The organism is Pseudomonas sp. NPDC089918, from assembly GCF_050280605.1.
In the GTDB taxonomy this organism is placed as follows: Bacteria; Pseudomonadota; Gammaproteobacteria; order Pseudomonadales; family Pseudomonadaceae; genus Aquipseudomonas.
This window is the reverse complement of record NZ_JBNNVP010000026.1, coordinates 61822-76376: the sequence shown is the minus strand read 5'-3', so window position 1 is coordinate 76376 and position 14555 is coordinate 61822. Positions and strand designations below refer to the sequence as shown.

13 protein-coding genes are annotated in these 14555 nt (G+C 60.2%); 6 read left to right on the top strand and 7 right to left on the bottom strand.

Annotated elements, in window-relative coordinates; all coding sequences use genetic code 11:
* Positions 1-28: 28 nt before the first annotated feature.
* From ACQKPC_RS18930 to ACQKPC_RS18920, 3 genes are read right to left on the bottom strand one after another with little or no spacing between them, the layout of a single operon-like run.
* Positions 29-619 (bottom strand): LON peptidase substrate-binding domain-containing protein, encoded by a 591-nt coding sequence (locus tag ACQKPC_RS18930; protein ID WP_063342415.1) that lies wholly within the window; start codon positions 617-619, stop codon positions 29-31.
* Positions 620-629: 10 nt separating this feature from the next.
* Entirely contained in the window at positions 630-1346 is a 717-nt protein-coding gene (locus tag ACQKPC_RS18925; protein WP_008070140.1) for an LrgB family protein, read from the bottom strand.
* A complete protein-coding gene (locus ACQKPC_RS18920; RefSeq protein WP_427625887.1) occupies positions 1343-1705 on the bottom strand; it encodes a CidA/LrgA family protein in 363 nt (120 codons plus the stop codon). The genes ACQKPC_RS18925 and ACQKPC_RS18920 overlap by 4 nt, the downstream gene beginning before the upstream one ends.
* Before the next feature lie 194 nt (positions 1706-1899).
* Between ACQKPC_RS18920 and ACQKPC_RS18915 the strand changes: the two genes are divergently transcribed.
* The 3 genes from ACQKPC_RS18915 to ACQKPC_RS18905 all read left to right on the top strand — a co-directional run bounded on the left by ACQKPC_RS18915 (position 1900) and on the right by ACQKPC_RS18905 (position 4854).
* Positions 1900-2355: a MaoC family dehydratase gene (locus ACQKPC_RS18915; protein ID WP_008009033.1), complete on the top strand. Its 456-nt coding sequence runs from the start codon at positions 1900-1902 to the stop codon at positions 2353-2355.
* 114 nt (positions 2356-2469) lie between these two features.
* Positions 2470-4185: a C13 family peptidase gene (locus tag ACQKPC_RS18910; RefSeq protein ID WP_427625886.1), complete on the top strand. Its 1716-nt coding sequence runs from the start codon at positions 2470-2472 to the stop codon at positions 4183-4185.
* Positions 4186-4212: 27 nt separating this feature from the next.
* Complete coding sequence (locus tag ACQKPC_RS18905) at positions 4213-4854, top strand: oxidoreductase (protein ID WP_007894345.1); 642 nt, start codon at positions 4213-4215, stop codon at positions 4852-4854.
* A 129-nt stretch (positions 4855-4983) separates the two neighbouring features.
* Here the strand turns inward: ACQKPC_RS18905 and ACQKPC_RS18900 are convergent, their stop codons facing one another.
* From ACQKPC_RS18900 to ACQKPC_RS18885, 4 genes are all read right to left on the bottom strand, one after another.
* Positions 4984-5268 carry a YceK/YidQ family lipoprotein gene (locus tag ACQKPC_RS18900; RefSeq protein ID WP_123498534.1) on the bottom strand — a complete coding sequence of 95 codons (285 nt, stop codon included), beginning with the start codon at positions 5266-5268 and terminating at the stop codon, positions 4984-4986.
* Positions 5261-5893, bottom strand: a complete 633-nt coding sequence (gene ubiX / locus ACQKPC_RS18895; protein WP_007894343.1) for a flavin prenyltransferase UbiX — start codon at positions 5891-5893, stop codon at positions 5261-5263. The genes ACQKPC_RS18900 and ubiX overlap by 8 nt, the downstream gene beginning before the upstream one ends.
* Entirely contained in the window at positions 5890-7239 is a 1350-nt protein-coding gene (mpl, locus tag ACQKPC_RS18890) for a UDP-N-acetylmuramate:L-alanyl-gamma-D-glutamyl-meso-diaminopimelate ligase (RefSeq protein ID WP_007894342.1), read from the bottom strand. Before mpl ends, ubiX begins: the two co-directional genes overlap by 4 nt.
* A gap of 245 nt (positions 7240-7484) precedes the next feature.
* The gene (locus ACQKPC_RS18885; protein WP_427625885.1) at positions 7485-9404 is read right to left on the bottom strand and encodes a sigma-54-dependent Fis family transcriptional regulator; all 1920 of its coding nucleotides are present in this window, start codon (positions 9402-9404) and stop codon (positions 7485-7487) included.
* 480 nt (positions 9405-9884) lie between these two features.
* Here ACQKPC_RS18885 and exaC point away from each other — a divergent pair, with 480 nt between their 5' ends.
* The 3 genes from exaC to ACQKPC_RS18870 all read left to right on the top strand — a co-directional run bounded on the left by exaC (position 9885) and on the right by ACQKPC_RS18870 (position 14550).
* Entirely contained in the window at positions 9885-11405 is a 1521-nt protein-coding gene (gene exaC / locus ACQKPC_RS18880) for an acetaldehyde dehydrogenase ExaC (protein ID WP_427625884.1), read from the top strand.
* Between the two features lie 265 nt (positions 11406-11670).
* Complete coding sequence (gene eat / locus ACQKPC_RS18875) at positions 11671-13041, top strand: ethanolamine permease (protein WP_427625883.1); 1371 nt, start codon at positions 11671-11673, stop codon at positions 13039-13041.
* 114 nt (positions 13042-13155) lie between these two features.
* Positions 13156-14550, top strand: a complete 1395-nt coding sequence (locus ACQKPC_RS18870; protein WP_427625882.1) for an ethanolamine ammonia-lyase subunit EutB — start codon at positions 13156-13158, stop codon at positions 14548-14550.
* Positions 14551-14555 lie beyond the last annotated feature (5 nt).

The following is a 14555-nucleotide window of genomic DNA, read 5'->3' as shown; positions in this document are numbered from 1 at the left end:
CCGAAGGCTACGATCTTTTTAGCGGACATCAGGCAAACAACTCACCCTGCAACTCATCCAGCAACGCCTGAATCGCATCCAGGCGCTGCTGCGGATCATCAAGTTGCAGCAGGTCTATCTTGTCCACCTCGGCAAACGGCAACAGGTACGCCAACTGATTGGCCAGCGACTGTTGCCCCGTCGCTTCGGTGCCCATGTTCAGCGCTTCGACCATCGGATGTTCCGCCAAGGCCTTGAGCAGCGCGACCAGGTCAGCGTCTTCATCCTGTAGCGGTTGTTCGGGTTCATCTTTGAGCCATTCGACTTCGGCGACGATCAACTGGTCGCGCTGCACCTCGGTTCGCACCACATGAAAGCGCCGCCCGCCTTTCACCCGAATGCCCAGCAGGCCATTGTCTTGCTGATGAAAATCGGTGATCAGCGCCTCGCATCCCACCCGTGCGTAGCCTTCGGGGGCGATGCCGACTTCTTCGCCGTCGAGGATGCACACCACGCCGAAGCCGCCGCCCTGTTTCATGCAGCGACCGATCATGTCCAGGTAGCGCGCCTCGAAGATCTGCAAGTCGAGGATGCAGTCCGGAAACAACACCGTGTTCAGCGGAAAAAGCGGCAGACTCATAGACATTTCCTTACACCACCATCGACACCGCCAACGGCAGGAATACCGCCGTGGCTACGCCCATCAGACTCATCGCCAGCGCCGCAAAGGCACCGCATTCTTCACTCTCCTGCAAGGCCACCGAGGTGCCGACCGCATGAGCGGTCATGCCCAGGGCCATGCCTCGAGCCTCTGGGCTGTGGACACCGAGACGAGTCAAAAGACCCGGCCCGAAGATCGCCCCGATTACCCCGGTAATCAACACGAACACCGCCGCCAGCGCCGCGACGCCACCAATCTGCTCTGCCACCAGCATGGCAATCGGCGAGGTGACCGATTTGGGTGCCATGGTCATCAGGATCATGTGTTCGGCGCCGAAGCCCCAACCCAGCAACACACCCATGCCCGTGGCGACCACGCCGCCTATCACCAGCGTAGTAAATATCGGCCAGAACAACTGCCGGATCCGCCGCAGATTGAGGTACAGCGGTACCGCCAGCGCAACAGTGGCCGGCCCGAGCAAGATGCTGAGGATCTCGGTGCTCTTGCGATATTCGGCGTAGCTCAGGCCGCAACCCACCAGGACAACAATGACCAGCAACATGGAAACCAGTACCGGTTGCAGAAAAATCCAGCGGGTTTTCTCGTAGGCCGCCAGCACCAATTGATACGCGCCCAACGTAATGCCGATACCGAACAATGGATGATGAATCACCGACGCCCAGGCGCCCTGCCAATCGAAAATCATTGGTCGTCCTCGCGATGAGCGTGACGCCTGACCAGGCGCTGCATCAATACGCCGGCGAAGGCCATCGATAGCAGCAGCGACAACACCAGCGCACCGGTGATCGCCCAGAAATCCGCGGCGATATCGGCGGCGTAAACCATCACGCCCACCGCTGGCGGCACCAGCAGCAACGGCAGATAACGCAGCAGGCTGCTGGCCGCGAGGTTCAGCGGCTCGCCGACTTGACCGCGAATAATCAGATATCCCAGTAGCAACAGCAGGCCAATGATCGGCCCCGGTAGTACCGGCAAAAACAAATGGTTGAGGGCGGTGCCGAGCAATTGAAAAAGCACCAGCCAGGTCAGGCCACGTAACAACATCCATTCTCTCCCACGCGTGCTCCCCACAAAGAAGGGGCCCGGCATTATAAGCACGCCAACGCTATGAATCGGCATTCGCCAAAAGCATGGATAGTTGACCGGAGCAATTTGCCATGTTGATCTAAAGTGGTTCGCAGGGAGGTCAAATCCCCCCACTCGAAAACTAGAAAACCGATGACCCAAGGAGAGTCTCAATGCCCTATGTTCCAGTTGCAGAGCTCAAAGATTATGTCGGCAAGGAACTCGGACGTTCCGAATGGCTCACCATCGACCAGGAACGCATCAACCTGTTCGCAGAAGCCACAGGTGATTATCAGTTCATCCATGTCGACCCGGTCAAAGCCGCGCAAACACCTTTTGGCAGCACCATCGCCCATGGTTTCCTGTCGTTGTCGCTGATCCCCAAACTGATGGAAGACATCCTCATCCTGCCCGAAGGCGCAAAGATGGTAGTCAACTATGGTCTGGACAGCGTGCGTTTCATCCAGCCTGTGAAGGTCAATTCCAGGGTTCGACTCAAGGTTGACATGAACGAGGTCATCGAGAAGAAACCCGGCCAATGGTTGCTCAAGGCAACCGCCACGCTTGAAATTGAAGGGTCGGACAAACCGGCATATATCGCCGAGCCACTGTCCCTCTGCTTCGTGTAAAGCATCCCGGATGCGAAGCAGCTCACGCTGTTTCGCGCCGTGTCTGTGCCGTGTCTCTATAAATGCGACACATAGCTGCGGCATACTCGGTCGCCTAATTGCCCGGATCCCGCTATGCGCTCACTTGCACTCCTTGCTTTGACTCTGTTGCTCACCGCTTGCGGCGATGGCGAATCGCTGTTGCCCCCTGATGCCCGCCTGCCGGACGGCGGACGCTATCGCGGTGATCTGGTCAATGGTTTGCTGCAAGGTGAAGGCCGCATCGATTACCCGAACGGCAGCTGGTACGCCGGCCAGTTCGACAAAGGCCAATGGCATGGCCAGGGTGAATGGCATGGCAGCAACGGCGAGGTCTATCGCGGGCAATTCCAGCAAGGGCTATTCGACGGCCAAGGCACGCTGACCACCACTGGCAGCAGCTACACCGGCGGTTTCAAGGCGGGTCGACGCGACGGTGAAGGCACCCTCAAAGAAAACGCCATGACCTACCGCGGCGAATTCAAGGCCGATCAATATTCAGGGCTCGGTCGTCTGGAACTCGCAGACGGCAGCCAGTACCAGGGTCAATTCGCCCACGGCAAACCCAACGGCGAAGGTCAGCGCAGCGATGCCAGCGGCAATCAGTTCACCGGGCATTTCGCCGACGGTCAGCTGGAAGGCAATGGCACCTTCAACAGCGCCGATGGCGATATCTATGTCGGCGGTTTCAAGAACAATCAACTGCACGGCAAGGGCCGCTACGAGAACGCCGATGGCGATGTCTGGCTCGGTCAGTTCAAGGAAGGCGTGCTCAGCGGCAAGGGCGAGTTGATCGGCGCCGATGGCAGTCACTACATCGGCCACTTCAGCGATTGGCGTTTCACCGGTCAGGGTCGCTTGAACCTGGCCGATGGCAGTTTCTATGTCGGCCAGTTCGACAGCGACAATTATCAGGGCCAAGGTACTTTGGTGCTGACCGATGGCACGGTGCAGAGCGGCACCTGGGTCAATAGTCAGCGCGTGCGCGACGCCGACGGCAAGCTGCTGCCCGACCCTCTCGAACTCGGCTTGTTGGCCCAGGGGCGCTTGCTCGACGATGCGCTGGCCAACGTCCCCGCCTCGACCCCGGCGGTCGAACTGTACACCTTGACCCTCGGCGGCGATGGCAAGCAGAGCGTGTTCCTGCGTGAGTCAGACTACGTCGCCAACATGCTCGCCAGCCGTTTCGGCGCCTTCGGCCAGATCCGCCTGGTCAACCATCGCGATCACCTCGGCGACCGGCCGATGGCCACCCGGGAAAACCTGCGCCGCGCCGCCCAGACCCTGGCCGAGCGCAGCGGCCCGGAAGACTTGCTGTTCATTTATCTGACCAGCCATGGCTCCAGTGAACACGAACTGGTACTCGACCAGCCACGCATGGAACTGGCCGACTTGCCGGCCGACGAACTCGCCGCCGTCCTCGCGCCCCTGAAAAAGCGCGACAAGATCATCGTGATTTCATCGTGCTATTCCGGCGGCTTCATTCCCGCCCTCAAGGACGAACGCACCCTGATCATGACCGCCTCGCGCGCCGATCGAGTGTCCTTCGGGTGTTCGGAAGAAGCCAACTTCACGTACTTCGGCGACGCGCTGTTCGCCCAGGCGCTGAACCAGACCGACGATCTGGAGCAAGCCTTCAAACTGGCCAGCGCCACCGTGGCCGAGCGTGAACTGGCCGACAGCTTCGAAGCTTCCGAGCCACAGATCTGGGCGCCGAAAACCGTTCTCAGCCACTGGCAGCTGTTGCGCAAACAACAGGCACGAAAGGCACTGCAAAGTGTCTCTATCAGCAAGGATGAAAAGAGCAACTAAGCTGAATAGTATCAAGGGGGAATTACTATGTACTTGACGCCTCAGCATGTATTGCTTGCCGGAGCTACCGGGTTAACCGGTGAACATTTGCTTGACCGTCTACTCAACGAGCCAACGATTACACGGGTATTAGCCCCCTCACGCCGGCCACTGGCAGAGCATCCTCACCTGGAAAACCCGGTCGGCGACCCGGCGGTGTTTTTGCCGCAATTGAACGGTCGCGTCGACATTGCCTACTGTTGCCTCGGCACCACGATCAAACAGGCCGGCTCCGAGCAAGCGTTTCGCGCGGTGGATCTGGACATGGTGGTGGCTTTCGCCAAACGTGCGCGAGAAATGGGCGCACGGCACTTGATCGTGATCAGCGCCTTGGGTGCCGATCGCAGATCCTCGATTTTCTACAACCGGGTCAAAGGCGAGATGGAACACGCATTGCGCGCGCAGAATTGGCCGCAGCTAACCATTTGCCGGCCTTCGCTGTTGCTGGGCGATCGCGTCGAGCCGCGACTAGGCGAGCGGGTTGCCGGCCCATTGTCGAAATTGATTCCGGGCAAGTATCACGGCATCGAAGCCTGCCAACTGGCCCGCGCCATGTGGCGCCTGGCGCTGGAAGAGCAGGATGGCGTGCGGATTGTCGAGTCGGATGAGTTGCGCAAGTTGGGCAAGTAACTCAGCGGACCTGTGGCGAGGGGGCTTGCCCCCGTTCGGCTGCGAAGCAGTCGCAAATCCAGGCGACTCAAGAAACGGAGGGCCGCTGCGCGACCCAACGGGGGCAAGCCCCCTCGCCACATGGCTCTCTTACAATCCACCCGTCGCCTGAAAACTGACACCAATCACCGTCAACAACGACAGCGGCAACAGCAACGTGTCGAGCAAGGCGCTGGCCGGCAGGTCAACAGCCGGATAACTCGGCGCTTCGGCGCCAAATCGGTCCATGGCGCAGCACCCGCCGTTCATCGCATACAAATCCAGACGCGTCCCCGAATACACCACCGGCGCTCCAGGCTTGGCGGCATCGAGGGTGCGCGCGGTGGCGCAGCCCGCCAATTGCAAAGCCAGCAGGATGATCAGCAGCTTATTCATCGCTGCTCAAATGGTGTTCGCCCCAACGCGGCAGCATGTCTTGCGGGATATTCAAACAGTTGAGAATTCGCGCCACGACGAAGTCGATCAAGTCATCGATAGTCTGCGGCTGGTGATAGAAGCCCGGCGACGCCGGCAAAATCGTCACGCCCATGTTCGACAGCTTGAGCATGTTCTCCAGATGAATGCTCGAATACGGCGCCTCGCGCGGTACCAGAATCAGCTGGCGGCGCTCCTTCAACGTCACATCGGCAGCCCGCTCGATCAAGTTGTTGCAGGCCCCGGTCGCTATAGCCGACAAGGTCCCGGTGGAACACGGCACCACCACCATCGCCGCTGGCGAGCCAGAGCCCGACGCCACTGGCGACATCCAGTCTTCCTTGCCGTACACCCGAATCTGCCCGGCGGCGGCGCCGGTATATTCCGTGAGGAAGGCTTGCATCATCTGTGGTTTGGACGGCAGCGAGACATCGGTCTCGGTGGCCATCACCAGTTGCGCAGCCTTGGAAATCAGGAAGTGTACCTCGCGGTCTTCACGCACCAGGCAGTCGAGCAGACGCAAGCCGTACTGGGCGCCCGAAGCGCCGGTCATCGCCAGCGTGATGCGTTCCGGGCCGTTGTTCATTGCAGCGCCTCGGCGAGTTTGCCGTGCAGGCCGCCGAAGCCGCCGTTGCTCATGATCACCACATGAGTGCCGGGCTGAGCCTGGCTCTTCACGCGCTCGATGATGCCTTCCAGCGAATCGCTGACGATCGACGGCACAGTGCACAACGCCGCAGTGGCGCCCAGATCCCAACCGAGGTTGGCCGGGGAATACCAGATCACCTGATCGGCATCGACCACACTTTCCGGCAAGCCATCACGGTGCGCGCCAAGCTTCATGGAGTTGGAGCGCGGCTCGATGATCGCGATCAGCGGCGCATCACCAATGCGTTTGCGCAGACCGTCGAGGGTGGTGGCGATGGCGGTCGGGTGGTGAGCGAAGTCGTCGTATATGGTGATGCCACGGACTTCCGCGACCTTTTCCATCCGGCGCTTCACGCTTTTGAACGCGCTCAGTGCAGCGATGCCCATCGACGGCACGACGCCGACATGACGTGCGGCGGCCAAGGTGGCCAAGGCGTTGGCGACGTTATGCTGACCGGTCATGTCCCACTCGACCACGCCTTGAACGGCGCCTTCGAACATCACTTCGAATTTCGAGCCGTCTTCACTGAGCAGTTTGACTTGCCACTGACCGCCGGCACCGGTGGTTTGCACCGGGGTCCAACAGCCCATTTCGATAACCCGCAGCAATGCCGGCTCGGTGGTCGGATGAATCACCAGGCCTTCGCTTGGAATGGTCCGCACCAAATGGTGGAACTGCCGCTCGATGGCCGGCAGATCAGGGAAGATGTCGGCGTGATCGAACTCAAGATTGTTCAGGATCGCCGTACGCGGGCGGTAATGAACGAATTTCGAGCGCTTGTCGAAAAATGCACTGTCGTATTCGTCGGCTTCGATCACGAAGAACGGCGTGCCGCCCAAACGTGCCGACACCGAGAAATTCTGCGGCACGCCGCCGATCAGGAAACCCGGGCTCATGCCGGCGTGCTCCAAGACCCAGGCAAGCATGCTGCTGGTGGTGGTTTTGCCGTGAGTGCCGGCAACCGCCAGCACCCAGCGGCCTTGCAACACGTGATCGGCCAGCCATTGCGGGCCGGAGACGTACGGCAGGCCTTTGTTCAGCACGTATTCGACGGCCGGGTTGCCGCGGGACATGGCATTGCCGATCACCACCAGGTCCGGGGCCGGATCGAGCTGCGCCGGGTCGTAACCTTGAGTCAACTCAATGCCCTGGGCTTGCAGCTGAGTGCTCATTGGCGGATAGACGTTGGCATCGGAGCCCGTCACATGATGGCCCAGCTCTTTGGCCAGAACCGCCATCGAACCCATGAAAGTGCCGCAGATACCAAGAATATGAATGTGCATAGTCGACCTCGTAAAACATGGCCGCAGGTTAGCTTAGGGTGGGGAAAATCGCACTCTTTAGCTGAGCGTGAGGCAACCGTTTGGCTGATCCGGCACGCTTTGGGTGGCGAGGGAGCTTGCTCCCGCTGGGTTGCGAAGCAGCCCCAAAACCAGTCAACGCGGTCATTCGGATCACCCGATTGCCGACTTTACGACTGCTGCGCAGCCGAGCGGGAGCAAGCTCCCTCGCCACAGGACTCAATCAGTCAGACAGAGCGGGCGATACCGTGTTTGCGCAACTTTCTGTAGAGGGTATTGCGGCTGACACCCAGCTGTTCAGCGGTATGCGTCATATGCCAGCGCTGCTGTTCCAGCACCGTCAGCAATGCCAACCGCTCGGCATCGTCCAGCGGATACTCGGAAGGTTCTTCAACCGACGACGCCGTCACCGGCCGGGCCTGGCGAATCATCGCCGGTAAATCCTCCAGCCCGATCCGCCCGCCATCACACAGCGCTGCCAGGGTCCGCAGCACATTGCGTAACTGCCGCACGTTCCCCGGCCAGGTAAAACCCAGCAAGGCCTGCCGCGCCGGAGCATCAATCAGTACCGTCTCCCCACCCGCTTCTTCGGCTAGCAAAAAGTCGAGCAACTGTGATTTGTCAGCGCGCTCGCGCAGCGCCGGCAACGCAACCTCCAGCCCATTGAGCCGGTAATACAAATCCTCGCGAAAACTGCCGTCCTGCACCCGCTCAAGCAGATTGCGGTGAGTGGCGCTGATGATCCGCACATTGACCGATTCCGGCTCACCGCCAATCGGCACCACCTGACGGTCTTCCAACACCCTTAATAGCCGGGTCTGCATGCTCAGCGGCATGTCACCGATTTCATCGAGGAACAAAGTACCGCCATCGGCCTGCTGCAACTTGCCGCGCATGCCTTCCTTGCGAGCGCCGGTGAAACTGCCGCCGCGATAGCCGAACAGTTCGCTCTCGATCAGGCTTTCGGGAATCGCCGCGCAATTGAGGGCGACGAACGATTTTGCTGCCCGTTGACTGGCCTGATGCACGGCTTTGGCGAAGGCCTCCTTGCCTGAGCCGGTTTCGCCATTGATCAGCAACGGCACGTCCCGTTCAAACACGCGCAAGGCCTTGCGGAAATCCTCCTGCAACGCGGCATCGCCCAGGCAAATGCCTGACAAGCGCGGACGCTCGGCAACCATCGGGCTTTGCACCACCTGCACCGGAATACTGCGCGGCTGCCCGCGCAATACGGCAAACAACCGCCGCCCGTCACGGGTGCGCAATGGCCAACTGGCGCTGGCATTGGCGCTCGCACGGCCGAGCAATTCATCCAGCGAGCAGTCGAAAAATGCCTCCACCGGTTTGCCCAACAGCCCGCCACGAATATGCCCCAGCAAATTCAGCGCACTCTGGTTCACCGCACAAATCCGCCCTTCCCCGTCAAACGCCAGCAACCCTTCGCTGAACAGCCCGACGGATTCGGCCTGCAGGTGAAAACGCAGCAACCATTGATTGTCGAAGTAACGCAGGAAATAGCAGCTCTCGATCATCTTCGCCGACAGATTGACCAGGGCCATCGTGTGGAACTGGCTCTGACGCGAAACCTCGTGACGCGCCGAAGACACGTCGAGCACCGCCAGCAGCTCGCCGTGAGGATCAAACACCGGGCTCGCCGAGCAAGTCAGGCCGGTATGTCGGCCACGAAAATGTTCGTCCTGGTGGATGGTCAGGGATTGGCGCTCCACCAGGCAGGTGCCGATGCCGTTGGTACCTTCGCAGGCTTCGCTCCAGTCGGCGCCAAGCCAAAGGCCAGCACGCTCGAAAATCTTCCGTTCGGTAGGCGCAGTGACACAGTTGAGAATCACCCCGCGAGCATCGGTCAGCAGCACCGCGTGGCCAGCGCCGGAAAGTTGCTGGTGGAGGCTGGTCATTTCGGTGCCGGCGATCTGCAGTACTTGCTGCAAACGTTCACGGCTTTCCAGCACGCGGCCATGCTCCAGTACCGTCGGCGCCATGGTCAGGGCCGGGTCGAGATGATAATCCTCAAGACAACGCAGCCAGGAACGGGCAATGGACGGATCGCTGCCGGGACCGTGCAGGTGGGATTTGCCTTGGGTCACGGTCAGCACTTGCTGGGCATGGCGACTCAAATGGTTATCGTGCATTTCTTATTATTCTCCCCGATAGGTGAGTGCTTACCTATAGCCACTTCCTGTGGCGAGGGGGCTTGCCCCCGTTCGGCTGCGCAGCAGTCGTAAATCCTGAGCATGCGGTGTGTCTGGTAAATCGAGGTGAATTGCTTGGGGGCTGCTTCGCTGCCCAACGGGGGCAAGCCCCCTCGCCACACAAGCTCCCTCGCCACAGAGGATTACCTGTGTGGCAATTTGAGGCCCAGCATCCTCCAGCCATCGACGCATTGCAATGCTGGCAAGACCCATCGGTCACAAGCTGTGCCACAAACGGTACAAAGTGTCACGGGGGTTGTACCGCAAGCGTCACAAACGCCGCCAATCTGTCCGACAAAAAACACGCAAGGCCTTGATTTACCTGACCTGCAACGCAGTGGCCCGACCTTTGCTCTACGCTTAATGCAGCGCTTTAGCGCGTCCTCCCTTATAAGCACAAAAGCCAAGGAGAAACCCATCATGCGTTACGCTCACCCCGGTACTGAAGGCGCTATCGTTTCGTTCAAGAGCAAATACGGTAACTACATCGGCGGCGAGTTCGTCGCGCCTGTCAAAGGTCAGTACTTCACCAATACATCGCCGGTCAACGGCCAACCTATTGCCGAATTCCCGCGTTCCACAGCCGAAGACATCGAAAAGGCCCTGGACGCTGCCCATGCCGCCGCCGATGCCTGGGGCGCCACGTCCGCCCAGGCTCGCTCGCTGGTCCTGCTGAAAATCGCCGATCGCATCGAACAGAACCTGGAAGTGCTGGCGATCACCGAATCCTGGGACAACGGCAAGGCCGTGCGCGAAACCCTCAATGCCGACATCCCGCTGGCCGCCGACCACTTCCGCTACTTCGCCGGTTGCATCCGCGCCCAGGAAGGCAGCGCCGCCGAGATCGACGGCAACACCGTGGCCTATCACATCCATGAACCGCTGGGCGTGGTCGGGCAGATCATTCCGTGGAACTTCCCGATTCTGATGGCCGCCTGGAAACTTGCCCCGGCCCTCGCCGCCGGTAACTGCGTGGTCCTTAAACCGGCCGAGCAAACCCCGCTGGGCATTACCGTGCTGATGGAACTGATCGGCGACCTGCTGCCGCCCGGCGTGCTCAACGTGGTGCAAGGCTTTGGCAAAGAAGCCGGGGAAGCCCTGGCCACCAGCAAGCGCATCGCCAAGATCGCGTTCACCGGCTCGACCCCGGTCGGCTCGCACATCATGAAATGCGCCGCCGAAAACATCATTCCGTCCACCGTGGAGCTGGGTGGCAAGTCGCCGAACATCTTCTTCGAAGACATCATGAAAGCTGAGCCAAGCTTCATCGAAAAAGCTGCCGAAGGCCTAGTGCTCGCATTCTTCAACCAAGGCGAAGTCTGCACCTGCCCGTCCCGCGCCCTGGTGCAAGAATCGATCTACGACGAGTTCATGAAAGTGGTCATGAACAAAGTCCTGCAAATCAAACGTGGCGACCCGCTGGACACCGACACCATGGTCGGCGCCCAGGCGTCCGAGCAGCAATTCGACAAAATCCTTTCGTATCTGGAAATCGCCAAGGGCGAAGGCGCCGAACTGCTGACCGGCGGCAAGGTAGAAAAACTCGAGGGCAGCCTGGCGACCGGGTATTACATCCAGCCGACCCTGCTCAAGGGCACCAACAAAATGCGCGTATTCCAGGAAGAAATCTTTGGCCCGGTGGTGAGCATCACCACCTTCAAGGACGAAGCCGAAGCCTTGGCCATCGCCAACGACACCGAGTTCGGCCTGGGTGCCGGCCTCTGGACCCGCGACATCAACCGCGCCTACCGCATGGGCCGCGCCATCAAGGCTGGTCGCGTGTGGACCAACTGCTACCACCTGTACCCGGCGCACGCCGCGTTCGGGGGCTACAAAAAGTCCGGCGTCGGCCGTGAAACCCACAAAATGATGCTCGATCACTATCAGCAGACCAAAAACCTGCTGGTGAGCTACGACATCAATCCGTTGGGCTTCTTCTAAAAACCGGGGGCGATACCGATGTTTCGGTGTCGCCCTTCAGATGGCAATCGCGAGCAGGCTCGCTCCCACATTGGATTTGGGTCAACCCCCAAAAGTTGATTCACCACCTGACCCTGTGGGAGCGAGCCTGCTCGCGATGGCGTCCTCAACGACACACCAATCGTCGCCCTGCCTGTCTGGCATGGGCTTTGCGTGCCTGCTCCACACATAAATGCCATACCCGAAAGTCCAACAGATCAAACAATAAAAAAGACAGAGAGGACTTATGACTTCTACTACACAGCTCAAACCCACACTCGGCACCCTGCATCTATGGGGCATTGCCGTCGGCCTGGTGATTTCCGGCGAGTACTTCGGCTGGAGTTACGGCTGGGGCACCGCAGGGACCCTGGGTTTTCTCGTCACCGCCCTGATGGTGGCGACGATGTACACCTGCTTTATCTTCAGTTTCACCGAATTGACCACCGCCATTCCCCACGCTGGCGGGCCGTTTGCCTACAGCCGACGGGCCTTCGGCGAAAAAGGCGGACTGATCGCCGGCATTGCGACCCTGATCGAATTCGTCTTTGCGCCACCGGCAATTGCCATGGCCATTGGCGCCTACCTCAACGTGCAATACCCGGAACTGGACCCGAAGATCGCCGCTGTTGGTGCCTATTTCGTGTTCATGGGCTTGAATATCCTCGGCGTGAGCATCGCTGCCACGTTCGAATTGGTGGTCACCGTGCTTGCGGTCGCCGAGTTGCTGGTGTTCATGGGCGTGGTCGCACCGGGCTTCAGCTTCAGCAATTTCGTGCTCAATGGCTGGTCGGGGTCCAACGAATTCACCATGGCCTCGATCCCCGGCATCTTTGCGGCAATACCTTTCGCGATCTGGTTCTTCCTCGCCATTGAAGGCGCCGCCATGGCTGCCGAGGAAGCCAAGGACCCGAAACGCACAATTCCCAGGGCTTACGTCAGTGGCATTCTGACCCTGGTGTTCCTGGCCATCGGCGTCATGGTGATGGCTGGCGGCGTCGGCGACTGGCGTCAACTGTCGAACATCAACGATCCGCTGCCTCAGGCGATGAAAGCCGTGGTCGGCAATAATTCGACCTGGATGCACATGCTGGTCTGGATCGGCCTGTTCGGCCTGGTGGCGAGTTTCCACGGGATCATCCTCGGCTACTCGCGACAGTTCTTCGCCCTGGCTCGCGCCGGTTACCTGCCCAAAGGGCTGGCCAAACTCTCGCGCTTCCAGACGCCGCACCGGGCGATTCTGGCGGGCGGCGTGATCGGCATCGTGGCGATCTACAGCGACGGCCTGATCAACCTGCAGGGCATGACGCTGACGGCTGCGATGATCACCATGTCGGTATTCGGCGCCATCGTGATGTACATCATCAGTATGCTGAGCCTGTTCAAGTTGCGTAAAACCGAGCCGAACCTGGAACGTACCTTCCGCGCACCGGGCTACCCGATCGTACCGGGCATCGCGCTGTTTCTGGCCGTGGTGTGCCTGGTGGCGATGGCGTGGTTCAACACCTTGATCGGGTGTGTGTTCCTCGGGTTCATGGCGGCCGGTTACCTGTATTTCCAACTGACGGCCAAGCAGCGTTCCGACGCACCGGCGGATGCGATGCTCGAAGGCGTCTGAGTTGCACCGGCGCCGGGCTGATTCCCGGCGCCTGCCATATTGAAGTGCATGCAGCTCCCACAAGGGTTCGGCGGTGCATTTGAGTTATTTATTGAATCAGGAGGACACCGCCCCATGGCCGTATTTGCCCATACCGTCGGCGCCCAGACCTACCGCTTCGACAGTCTCAAAGACGTCATGGCCAAAGCCAGCCCGGCGCGCTCCGGGGACTTTCTGGCCGGCGTTGCCGCCCTCAACGATGGCGAGCGAGTGGCCGCGCAGATGGCCCTGGCTGACATCCCGCTGACTCACTTCCTGCAGGAAGTACTGATTCCTTACGAGGCCGATGAAGTCACCCGGCTGATCATCGACACTCACGATAAACAGGCTTTTAAAGCGGTCAGCCACCTCACTGTCGGTGGCTTTCGCGATTGGCTGCTCAGCGACGCCGCCGACGAACAGAGCTTGCGTGCCCTCGCCCCGGGCCTGACCCCGGAAATGGCCGCCGCCGTGTCGAAGATCATGCGCGTGCAAGACCTGGTGCTGGTGGCGCAGAAAATCCGCGTGATCACGAAATTCCGCGGCACTCTGGGCTTGCGCGGCCGGCTCTCGACACGCCTGCAACCCAATCACCCCACCGACGAACCGGCCGGCATCGCCGCGAGCATTCTCGACGGACTGCTGTACGGCAACGGTGACGCGATGATCGGCATCAACCCGGCCACTGACAGCATCGCTTCGATCTGCGCCATGCTGGAAATGCTCGATGCGATCATCCAGCGCTACGAAATTCCTACACAGGCCTGCGTGCTGACCCACGTCACCACCTCCATCGAGGCGGTGAATCGCGGCATTCCGCTGGACCTGGTGTTCCAGTCGATCGCCGGCACTGAAGCGGCCAACGCCAGTTTCGGTATCAACCTAAACGTCTTGCAGGAAGGCTATGACGCGGGCTTGAGCCTGAATCGCGGCACGTTGGGCCAGAATCTGATGTATTTCGAGACCGGCCAGGGCAGCGCCTTGTCGGCCAACGCCCATCACGGCATCGATCAACAGACCTGCGAAACCCGCGCCTATGCCGTGGCACGCCATTTCAAACCGTTTCTGGTAAACACCGTCGTAGGCTTCATCGGCCCGGAATACCTCTACAACGGCAAACAGATCATCCGCGCCGGCCTCGAAGACCACTTCTGCGGCAAGCTGCTGGGCGTGCCGATGGGTTGCGACATCTGTTACACCAATCACGCCGAAGCCGATCAGGACGACATGGACACCCTGCTGACCCTGCTGGGCGTGGCCGGGATCAACTTCATCATGGGCATCCCCGGCTCTGACGACATCATGCTCAATTACCAGACCACGTCGTTCCACGACGCCCTCTACGCCCGCAAAACCCTGGGCCTGAAACCGGCGCCGGAGTTTGAACAGTGGCTGGCGAACATGGGCATCTTCACCCAGGCAGACGGCAAAATTCACTTCGGCGACAACCTGCCGCCGGCCTTCCGTCAAGCCATGGCGCAACTGGGATGAGTATT

Excerpts from the sequence above, each read along its gene's own strand:
- ACQKPC_RS18930 (WP_063342415.1), bottom strand. The coding sequence starts at position 619 with ATGAGTCTGCCGCTTTTTCCGCTGAACACGGTGTTGTTTCCGGACTGC.
- ACQKPC_RS18925 (WP_008070140.1), bottom strand. The coding sequence starts at position 1,346 with ATGATTTTCGATTGGCAGGGCGCCTGGGCGTCGGTGATTCATCATCCA.
- ACQKPC_RS18920 (WP_427625887.1), bottom strand. The coding sequence starts at position 1,705 with ATGTTGTTACGTGGCCTGACCTGGCTGGTGCTTTTTCAATTGCTCGGC.
- ACQKPC_RS18915 (WP_008009033.1), top strand. The coding sequence starts at position 1,900 with ATGCCCTATGTTCCAGTTGCAGAGCTCAAAGATTATGTCGGCAAGGAA.
- ACQKPC_RS18910 (WP_427625886.1), top strand. The coding sequence starts at position 2,470 with ATGCGCTCACTTGCACTCCTTGCTTTGACTCTGTTGCTCACCGCTTGC.
- ACQKPC_RS18905 (WP_007894345.1), top strand. The coding sequence starts at position 4,213 with ATGTACTTGACGCCTCAGCATGTATTGCTTGCCGGAGCTACCGGGTTA.
- ACQKPC_RS18900 (WP_123498534.1), bottom strand. The coding sequence starts at position 5,268 with ATGAATAAGCTGCTGATCATCCTGCTGGCTTTGCAATTGGCGGGCTGC.
- ubiX (WP_007894343.1), bottom strand. The coding sequence starts at position 5,893 with ATGAACAACGGCCCGGAACGCATCACGCTGGCGATGACCGGCGCTTCG.
- mpl (WP_007894342.1), bottom strand. The coding sequence starts at position 7,239 with ATGCACATTCATATTCTTGGTATCTGCGGCACTTTCATGGGTTCGATG.
- ACQKPC_RS18885 (WP_427625885.1), bottom strand. The coding sequence starts at position 9,404 with ATGCACGATAACCATTTGAGTCGCCATGCCCAGCAAGTGCTGACCGTG.
- exaC (WP_427625884.1), top strand. The coding sequence starts at position 9,885 with ATGCGTTACGCTCACCCCGGTACTGAAGGCGCTATCGTTTCGTTCAAG.
- eat (WP_427625883.1), top strand. The coding sequence starts at position 11,671 with ATGACTTCTACTACACAGCTCAAACCCACACTCGGCACCCTGCATCTA.
- ACQKPC_RS18870 (WP_427625882.1), top strand. The coding sequence starts at position 13,156 with ATGGCCGTATTTGCCCATACCGTCGGCGCCCAGACCTACCGCTTCGAC.